Genomic DNA, 8,201 nt, shown 5'->3' on the forward strand with positions numbered 1-8,201 from the left:
GGGCAGGATCGTGGGCATGAACCGGCTCAAGGACGCGACCAGCCCGTACCTGCTGCAGCACGCCGACAATCCGGTGGATTGGTGGGAATGGTCCGACGGCGCCTTCGCCGAGGCCAGAGAGCGCGACGTGCCGATTCTCCTTTCCGTCGGATACGCCGCCTGCCACTGGTGCCACGTGATGGCCCACCAGTCCTTCGAGGACGCAGAGACGGCGCGGCTGATGAACGAGCTGTTCGTCAACGTGAAGGTGGACCGCGAGGAACGGCCCGACGTCGACGCCGTCTACATGGAGGCCACCCAGGCCATGACCGGTCAGGGCGGCTGGCCGATGACGGTGTTCATGACCCCGGACGGCCACCCGTTCTACTGCGGCACCTACTTCCCGCGCCCGCAGTTCCGGTCGCTGCTGCAGGCCGTCCACAAGGCGTGGACGGAGCAGCGCGACGAGGTCGTCGGGCAGGGCCGGAAGGTCGTGGACGCGCTGACGTCCCGCGGCCCCGGGCTCGGCGGCGGCGAGGCCCCGGACGGCGAGCGGCTCTCGCACGCCGTGCAGGTGCTCGCGTCGTCCTACGACGCGGCGCGCGGCGGGTTCGGCGGCGCGCCGAAGTTCCCGCCGTCCATGGCGCTGGAGTTCCTGCTGCGCCACCACGCCCGGACGGGCGACGCGCAGGCCCTCGCGATGGCCGGGCACACCCTCGAGGCGATGGCCCGCGGCGGCCTGTACGACCAGCTCGGCGGCGGGTTCGCCCGGTACTCGGTGGACGCGGCGTGGGTCGTCCCGCACTTCGAGAAGATGCTGTACGACAACGCCCTCCTGGCCCGGGTGTACGGCCACTGGTGGCGGCTGACGGGCTCGCCGTTCGCGCGGCGGATCGCGCTGGAGACGTGCGACTGGATGCTGCGCGACCTGCGGACGCCCGAGGGCGGCCTCGCCTCCGCGCTCGACGCCGACAGCGAGGGCGTCGAGGGCAAGTACTACGTGTGGACGCCCGCGCAGCTCCGCGAGGTCCTCGGGGACGACGACGGCGCGTACGCCGAGGGCCTGTTCGAGGTCACGGGCACGTTCGAGCACGGCACGTCCGTCCTGCAGCTCCTGGAGGACCCCGACGATCCCGAACGGTACGGGCGCGTCCGCACGGCGCTGCTGGAGGCGCGCTCGCAGCGGGTGCCCCCGGCGCGCGACGACAAGGTCGTCGCGGCGTGGAACGGTCTCGCGGTCGCGGCGCTCGCCGAGTGCGGCGCGATGTTCGACCGGCCGGATCTGGTCAGGTCCGCCGAGGAGATCACCGCCCTCCTCGTCGAGGTGCACGAGCGGGACGGACGCCTCGCGCGGACGTCCCGCGACGGTGCGGCCGGCGCGAACGCGGGCGTCCTGGAGGACTACGCCGACGTCGCCGAGGGCCTCCTCGCCCTGCACGCGGTCACCGGGGACGCCGGCCACATGCGGCTGGCGGGGGAGCTGCTGAACACCGTGCTGGAGCGGTTCTCCGACGGGGAGGGCGGCTTCTTCGACACCGCGGACGACGCCGAACGGCTGTTCCGGCGCCCGCAGGACCCGACGGACAACGCGACGCCGTCCGGGCAGTTCGCGGCGGCCGGGGCCCTGCTGTCGTTCGCCGCGCTGACCGGCTCGGACTGGCACCGGCAGGCGGCGGAGCAGGCGCTGGCCCCGGCGGCGGCGCTGGCCGCGCAGCACGCCCGCTTCGCGGGCTGGGGCCTCGCGGTGGCCGAGGCGCTCGCCACGGGACCGGTCGAGATCGCCGTGGTCGGCGGCCGGGACGACCCGCGCACCCGCGCCCTGCACCGCACCGCGCTGCTGGCGGTCGCGCCGGGCGCGGTCGTCAGCGTGGGCGAGCCCGGGCAGGACGGGGTGCCGCTCCTGGAGGGCCGCCTCCCGGTCGACGGCGCACCGGCCGCGTACGTCTGCCGCGGCTTCGTGTGCCGCCTCCCCGTGACGTCCACGGACGACCTCCGGCGCGAGTTGCGGGGCCAATTGAAGTAATCGTCCACTTTGTGGGAATGTGGCGTTGATCTCCCGCTGCCTTGGTGTTACCTATTGGTAGCAATATCGGGGCTGTACCCGATGGGGAACGACGGCCGAGGGTGCCCGGCGCGGGGCCGGGTATCTGGACCGCGGGCGTCCGTGCCGGGCGCCCGCCCCGTGCGGGCACGGCCCCAGCGCCGATCCGAGCCCCGGGAGCCCGACCGACGAGGAGCGTGCCAGTGCGAAAGCCGAACCGCCGGGTGCTACCGACGATCATCGGCGTTTCGGTCGCGGCGACCCTCGGCGCGAACGTCACGGTCCTGCTGGTGCGGGGCGGGCCCGCCGCCGGGCCGGCGCCCGCGCCGCCCGCCCGCGCGGACTACGTCGCCGCCGCGGGCAGCTTCGACGACGTGTCCCCGGAGGCCGTCGCGCCGCTCGGCAAGCGCCTCGAACCCCACGTCCTGGTCGCGGCGCCGGGCACGCTGTCGCCGGCGCTCGTGCGGAAGGTGCGCGCGGCGAAGGGCGTGCAGGGCGTCGAGGTCGTCGACGCCGTGCAGGGCGTGGTGGCGGGCGAGCGCGTCGGGATCCTCGGCGTGAACCCGTCCACGTTCCGCACCTACACGCCCGAGCCGACGGCGAAGTCGGACGCCCTGTGGCGCAACATCGCGGGCGGCGACGTCGCGGTCTCGTTCACGATGGGCAACGACGGCGGGGTGAAGCTCGGCAGCCGGGTGCCGGTCGGCGGGCGGAAGGTGCAGCAGACGATGCGGGTCGGCGCGTACGCGACGATGGGCATCCCGGACGTCGACGCGGTCATCACCCACGAGGCCGCGCGGAGGCTCGGGGTGCCCACCGGCAACGCGATGCTGATCAGCGTCCCCGAGGCCGAGCCGAAGGCGTTCATCAAGAAGCTGAAGAAGGGGCTGCCGAAGGGCGCCAAGGCCGTCCCGGTCACCCCCGAGCTGGAGACGCCGTCCGCCGGGTCGGTGCCGGAGTCCAACGGCCAGGTGATGACGGCCGGGCAGGTGCGGACCGTCATCGAGGCGGCCGCGACCCGGCGCGGCTGGCCGTACGTGTGGGGCGGCGAGTCCGAGGCCGAGGGCGGCTACGACTGCTCCGGGCTCATGCAGTACGCGTTCGCCCGCGCGGGGATCACGCTGCCGCGCGTCGCCGCCGACCAGGCCCGCGCCGGCTGGGTCGTCCCCTACGAGAAGGCCGAGCCGGGCGACATGCTCATCTGGGCGAACGACCCGACCGCCCCCGGCTACATCTCGCACATCGCGCTGTACATCGGCGACGGCAAGATGATCGCCGCGCCCCGGCGGGGCACGGTCGTCCAGGTGCAGAACGTCTACACGAAGAACATGAAGGGCGCCGTCCGGGTGAACCCGCAGCGCGCCAAGCAGGTCGCGGACCAGATCGCCGCCAGCATCGGCTGATCACGGCGGGCGGCCCGCCCGGGCGCCCCGGCTCCCGGCCGGCGAGGGCCGGGACGTCCGGGGGTGCGACGCCCGTCGAGCCGTGAACGTCCGTCATCGTGTTCGGGGCCGAAACCCGGCTCTCGTCCGCGCGGTCGCCGCCGCGTACGCCGAAGAGCGCGCCGAAGAGGGCGGCGAGGAGATCGAGGCCGGGTGCCTGGCGGCATCGCCGATTGCGTTGTAATTTTGATTACATGAGTACGAACGAAGCGGCGGCGGAGGAGCTCCGGGGCTGGTTCTCCGGACGGCTCCCGGAGGACTGGTTCGAGGGGAGGATCGAGGTCGTCCTCGACCGCGAAGAGGTCAGCGTGGTCGGCCGCCTCCCCGAACCCGAGGCCGCCGCCGGCGTGTCCGGGGCCGAGCGCGCCGCGCTCGTCGCCGGGCACGTCCAGCGGTTCCGGGCCGACACCCGGGACGAGCGCATCGCCATCGCCCGCGAGGCCGAGCGGCGGTTCGGGCACAAGGTGTCGTGGGGCGTCGAGTGCGGCGGCGAGCGCGAGATGTTCACCACCCTGTCGGTGCCCGTCATGACCCGGCTGCGGCAGCCCGAACGCCGCGTCCTGGACACCCTCGTCGAGGCGGGCGTCGCCCGCAGCCGCAGCGACGCGCTCGCCTGGTGCGTCCGGCTCGTCGGCCGCAACACCGACGAGTGGCTCACCGAGCTGCGCGCCGCCCTCGAGCACGTCGAGCGCGCCCGCGCCGCCGGCCCCAAGCCCTGAGGCCGGCCCCGCCGCGGGCGCGACCCGCCGGGGCGGTTTCATTGCCCGATCACGGGCTCCGGTGGATGTGATCATGGTGGTGACCTCGCCTAAGGTGCGGGGATACCGCCGCGATCGGAAGGGGGCCGGGGGCGTGAGGACGCTGCGCTGCCTGGACGGCTCCGCCCTCACCGTCGTCCCGGTGCCGTCCTTCGACCGCGGCGGCGTCCCCTACGAGGTCACCCTCGAGCTGCGCCGCGACGGCGACGCGTTCGGCGCGGTCGGGGAGCGCTGCGGCTACTTCCTCGCCGACGTCGCCGCGCGGCTGGCCGCCGCCCGCGCCGACGGGTCCCCGCACGCCGCCCGCTGGCCCGACCCCGAGGACCGCTTCCCCGTCCGGGACGGCGCACCGGACGGGGAAGCGGCCCGCGACCCCGAACTGTTCGCGTTCCGCTACCGCGACCGCGGCGACGTGATGAGCACCGGCGAGCTGCGCTGCACCGTGCGGACGTCGTCACTGTGGGTCGGGCGGCAGCAGTCCGCCGCCGGCCGCTGGCGGGTCGCGCGGCGCGCCGTCCTGGAGGCGTGGGGCGCGGGCGGCCGCGGCGTCCGCGCCGTCCTCACCTCCACGGAACTGGTCCGCTTCCTGGACGGCCTGCTCGCCGAGGCCGACCGCCTGCAGCGGCGCCCGCCGCTCCGCCGCACCGGCCCGATCCCGGCCGTCCAGAGCTTGGCCGGAGCGGGCCGAAGCGGACGAAACCGGCGTCTCGAGCGCTAGCCTCTTCAGCAGCGGGACGGCCGGAGAGGTCCGGAGAAGTATCGCCGTCACGCCATAATTGAGCGTCCTTCCCGCACGGGACGGCCGCTCGAAGGGACGCCCATATGGGGATTCGGCGAACGCACAGCAACCGGGACGGCGCGCGCGGCGACCGCGCGCGCGGACGCCGTGCGCGCGGGGGCCGCAGGAGCGGGGACGCCGTGCGCGAGCGGATCGCGGGCGCCGGCACCGGCGACGGCCCGCTGTCCACCGCCGTGCGCCGCAGCGGCCCGTACGCGGCGTTCCGCGACCTCGTCTACCGGATCTACGAGCGCCGCGTCGAGTCGTCCCTGCCCACCGACGTCACCCCCCGCCACGTCGGCGTCATCCTGGACGGCAACCGGCGCTGGGCCCGGTCGATGGGGCTCGCCGACGTCAACACCGGGCACCAGGCCGGAGCCCGGAAGATCTCCGAGCTGCTGCACTGGAGCACCGAGGCGGGCGTGGAGCTCGTGACGCTCTGGCTGCTGTCCACCGACAACCTCAACCGTCCCGCGAACGAGCTCGAACCGCTGCTGCGGATCATCGAGAACACCGTCCGCGGCCTGGCCGCCGAGGGATGGCACGTCAAGCCCGTCGGCGCCCTCGACCTCCTCCCGGACGAAACCGCTCGTGTCCTGAAAGATGCCGGCGAAGCCACATCGAACGCGCCCGGCCTGATTGTGAACGTCGCAGTTGGGTATGGGGGTAGGCGTGAGATCGCTGATGCGGTGCGCTCTCTGCTCGTCGAGCAGGCGAGCCGTGGCACCAGCATCGAGGAACTCGCCGAGTCCCTCGACGTGGAGCACATCGCGGAGCATCTCTACACGCGCGGCCAGCCGGACCCCGACCTGGTCATCCGCACGTCGGGGGAGCAGCGTCTCTCCGGCTTCATGCTCTGGCAGAGCGCCCACTCGGAGTTCTACTTCTGCGAGGTCCACTGGCCGGACTTCCGCAAGGTGGACTTCCTGCGGGCCATCCGCTCGTATGCCGCGCGGCACCGGCGCTACGGTACCTGACGGTCGGCCTCCGACCCCCACCGCCCAAGGCCGCCCCCGGACCGGGGGACGCGGCCGCACGGGGGCGGACTGCGGCGCCACCGGTAGTTCCCCATACGTCAGGGAGATCGAGTGGCCACAACCTCCGCGCGCCGCCCCGGCCCGTCCGGGACCACCACCGGGACGTCCGTCCCGGACTCGCGGCGCACGTACGTCCTCGACACCAGCGTCCTGCTCGCCGACCCGGGGGCGATGACCCGGTTCGCCGAGCACGAGGTCGTACTCCCCATCGTCGTCATCTCCGAGCTCGAGGCCAAGCGGCACCACCCCGAGCTCGGCTACTTCGCCCGGCAGGCGCTGCGCACCCTGGACGACCTGCGGCTCGCGCACGGCCGGCTGGACGAGCCGCTGCCGATCGAGGGCCCGGCCGGCGACCTCGGCGGCACGCTCCGCGTCGAGCTGAACCACTCCGACCCGAGCGTCCTGCCGGACGGCTTCCGGCTCGGCGACAACGACACCCGGATCCTGTCGGTGGCCGGGTGGCTCGCGCGCGAGGGCCGCGACGTCGTGCTCGTCTCCAAGGACCTGCCGATGCGGGTGAAGGCGTCCGCCGTCGGCCTCGCCGCCGAGGAGTACCGCGCCGAGCTCGCCGTCGTCGAGTCCGGCTGGACCGGGATGCGCGAGCTGGAGCTGCCGGGCGGCGTCGTCGACGACCTGTTCGAGGCGGGCCAGGCCGAGATCGAGGAGGCGCGCGACCTGCCGTGCCACACCGGGCTCCGGCTGCTGTCGGAGCGCGGGTCCGCGCTCGGCCGCACGCTGCCGGACAAGTCGGTGAAGCTGGTGCGCGGCGACCGGGAGGTGTTCGGGCTGCGCGGCCGGTCCGCCGAGCAGCGGATCGCGCTGGACCTGCTCATGGACGAGGACGTCGGCATCGTCTCGCTCGGCGGCCGCGCGGGCACCGGGAAGTCCGCGCTGGCGCTGTGCGCGGGCCTCGAGGCCGTCCTGGAGCGGCGGCGGCACCGCAAGGTCGTCGTCTTCCGGCCGCTGTACGCGGTCGGCGGGCAGGAGCTCGGGTACCTGCCCGGGTCGGAGAACGAGAAGATGTCGCCGTGGGCGCAGGCCGTCTACGACACCCTCTCGGCCGTCACGACCCCGGACGTCATCGAGGAGGTCCTCGACCGGGGGATGCTGGAGGTGCTCCCGCTCACCCACATCCGCGGGCGGTCGCTGCACGACTCGTTCGTCATCGTCGACGAGGCGCAGTCGCTGGAGCGCGGCGTCCTGCTCACCGTCCTGTCGCGCATCGGCGCGGGCTCGCGGGTGGTGCTGACGCACGACGTCGCGCAGCGCGACAACCTGCGGGTCGGCAGGCACGACGGCGTCGCCGCGGTGGTGGAACGTTTGAAGGGCCACCCGCTGTTCGCGCACATGACGCTGACGCGCTCCGAGCGTTCGCCGATCGCCGAGCTCGTGACCGACATGCTGGGCGACGTCACGGGCTGAGGAGCCGCCACGCTCCGTGCCGCCCCGGTGACCGCACGGTCACCGGGGCGGCGTGGTCTGCACCACATCGTCCTGCACCGTCCGTGATCGCCGCGCGGCCGTGAGTTGATCTGTGGCGAAGGTCACATGGTGCTCGAGCCCTGCTCTGGAACCGCAGGTCGGGCGGTCGTTTCCGGCTCGTTATCGGAGAGTTGACAACGCGGTCGCCGTCGGCTCATGTCTCGTTCCGGTTGCGGAGCCGCCCTCGCCCTCGGGCATTGTGGCTCCCCGTAAGCACCCCCAGAGCGGTGCACCGGGCCGTCGCGCCCCCGCGCACGCGGGACGCACGGCGCCGGGAGACCGCTCCGGGCCGCGGCCGTCCCGCCTTCGGACGGCACGGGCGGCGGGGGGTGGAAGCCGCTCGCGCGCGTGCCCACGCGCGCGCGACCGTCGGAAGGACCGCCTTGTCCGGAGACCGTCCCGGGTCCCCTAGGCGAGACGAACGACAGCACCTCGGCCCGCTCCCGCACGACGAGGACGTCCGCGTCGCCGGACCGTCCCCCGCGGAGCGGCCCGGCACGGCGGGAGAGGGCGAACCGGGCGGCGACACGCTCGGCTTCACGCCCGTCCCCGGCGACCCGGCGGAGCCGGCCGGCCCGGGCGACACCGCGTGGGACCTGCCCGCCGTCGAGCCGTCCCGTGCGCCCCGCCGGCGGCCGGGCGGGCGCCGCCGGGCCGCCGCGAAGGGCCCGGCCCGCCGCAACG

The 8,201-nt window shown here is 74.3% G+C and carries 6 protein-coding genes and 1 pseudogene; all 7 read left to right on the forward strand.

Going from position 1 to position 8,201, the window contains the following annotated elements:
- Window positions 1-16: 16 nt before the first annotated feature.
- A complete protein-coding gene (locus ACFQ11_RS14695) occupies window positions 17-2,002 on the forward strand; it encodes a thioredoxin domain-containing protein (RefSeq protein ID WP_378298860.1) in 1,986 nt (661 codons plus the stop codon).
- A gap of 221 nt (window positions 2,003-2,223) precedes the next feature.
- The gene (locus tag ACFQ11_RS14700; RefSeq protein WP_378298861.1) at window positions 2,224-3,423 is read left to right on the forward strand and encodes a C40 family peptidase; all 1,200 of its coding nucleotides are present in this window, start codon (window positions 2,224-2,226) and stop codon (window positions 3,421-3,423) included.
- 233 nt (window positions 3,424-3,656) lie between these two features.
- Complete coding sequence (locus ACFQ11_RS14705; RefSeq protein WP_378298862.1) at window positions 3,657-4,181, forward strand: hypothetical protein; 525 nt, start codon at window positions 3,657-3,659, stop codon at window positions 4,179-4,181.
- Between the two features lie 133 nt (window positions 4,182-4,314).
- Window positions 4,315-4,938 carry a hypothetical protein gene (locus ACFQ11_RS14710; RefSeq protein WP_378298863.1) on the forward strand — a complete coding sequence of 208 codons (624 nt, stop codon included), beginning with the start codon at window positions 4,315-4,317 and terminating at the stop codon, window positions 4,936-4,938.
- A gap of 200 nt (window positions 4,939-5,138) precedes the next feature.
- Complete coding sequence (locus ACFQ11_RS14715; protein ID WP_378298864.1) at window positions 5,139-5,975, forward strand: isoprenyl transferase; 837 nt, start codon at window positions 5,139-5,141, stop codon at window positions 5,973-5,975.
- A gap of 111 nt (window positions 5,976-6,086) precedes the next feature.
- On the forward strand, window positions 6,087-7,457 hold the full coding sequence (locus tag ACFQ11_RS14720; RefSeq protein ID WP_378298865.1) for a PhoH family protein: 1,371 nt from the start codon (window positions 6,087-6,089) through the stop codon (window positions 7,455-7,457).
- A gap of 443 nt (window positions 7,458-7,900) precedes the next feature.
- A pseudogene (locus tag ACFQ11_RS14725) lies at window positions 7,901-8,201 on the forward strand (hypothetical protein); the annotation flags it as partial.

The sequence above is a fragment of the Actinomadura sediminis genome (genome assembly GCF_042675525.1).
In the GTDB taxonomy this organism is placed as follows: domain Bacteria; phylum Actinomycetota; class Actinomycetes; order Streptosporangiales; family Streptosporangiaceae; genus Spirillospora; species Spirillospora sediminis.